This window comes from Micromonospora sp. M51 (assembly GCF_018070305.1).
GTDB lineage: Bacteria > Actinomycetota > Actinomycetes > Mycobacteriales > Micromonosporaceae > Micromonospora > Micromonospora parva.
Map to the genome: position 1 here is coordinate 1 of NZ_JAGPXZ010001244.1, position 1034 is coordinate 1034.

Below are 1034 nucleotides of genomic sequence, written 5' to 3' on the forward strand. Positions count from 1 at the left end.
GAACAGCCCCGGCTGGTGGCACCGCTACGGCGACGTGTTGCCGTCCTGGTTCCAGTCGTACCTGGGCCTGGAGGCCGCCGCCGCGCTGATCCGTAGCTACGAGGTGCAGTTCGTGCCCGGCCTGTTGCAGACCCCGGAATACGCCCGGGCGGTGGTGCTGCTGGGGCACGGGACGGCCGGTCCCGGCGAGATCGACAGGCGCGTCGCGTTGCGGATGCAGCGTCAGCAGCTGCTGCACCGGGAGAATCCGCCGCAGCTCTGGGCCGTGGTGGACGAGGCGGCGCTGCGCCGGCCCATCGGTGGCACCGAGGTCATGCGCGGTCAGCTGACCGCGCTCATCGAGGCGACCAAGTCGCCCCACATCCGACTCCAGGTGATCCCGTTCGCCGCCGGCGGTCACGCCGCCGCCGGGGGTGCCTTCACCATCCTGCGCTTCGGCGACCAGGAGCTGCCCGACATCGTCTACATCGAACAGCTCACCAGCGCCATCTACCTCGACAAGCGCGACGACCTGGATTACTACGCGGTGGCGATGGAACGGCTCTGTGTCGAGGCCGAGCCGCCGGAGCGTACGGCGGAGATCCTCGACCGGCTGCTGGACGACACGTACCCCGTCTGATCCTCCGCCGCGCCGGCCCCGCGGGCGGGGTCCCTCAGTTCACGTATTGACCGACGCCGACCGGTCGGGCTAGTCTCTGTATCGATACAGACTGGATCGATACAGAGAGGTGCCGGTGAAGCCAACACTGCAAGCCGTGGCCGACGCCGTCGGCGTCTCCCGCAGCACCGTGTCCAACGCCTACAGCCGCCCCGACCAGCTCTCCGCCGCCCTGCGCGAGCGGATCCTGGACGCCGCCCGGCAACTCGGCTACCCCGGCCCCAACCCCACCGCGCGCTCCCTGCGCCGAGGCTTCGTCGGGTCGATCGGGGTGCTGTTCACCTCGCAACTGTCGTCCGCCTTCACCGACCCGTTCGCGGTCCGCTTCCGCGCCGGTGTCGGCGCGGCGGCCGAGCGGCACGGCACGAGCATGCTG

At 70.5% G+C, this 1034-nt stretch carries 2 protein-coding genes; both read left to right on the forward strand.

Annotated features, from left to right (window positions below; translation table 11 throughout):
• The coding region (locus tag KBX53_RS34000) for a DUF5753 domain-containing protein (RefSeq protein WP_210863929.1) at positions 1–619 on the forward strand (619 nt) is incomplete at its 5' end.
• Between the two features lie 136 nt (positions 620–755).
• On the forward strand, positions 756–1034 hold a 279-nt coding region (locus tag KBX53_RS34005; RefSeq protein WP_369010024.1), incomplete at its 3' end, for a LacI family DNA-binding transcriptional regulator.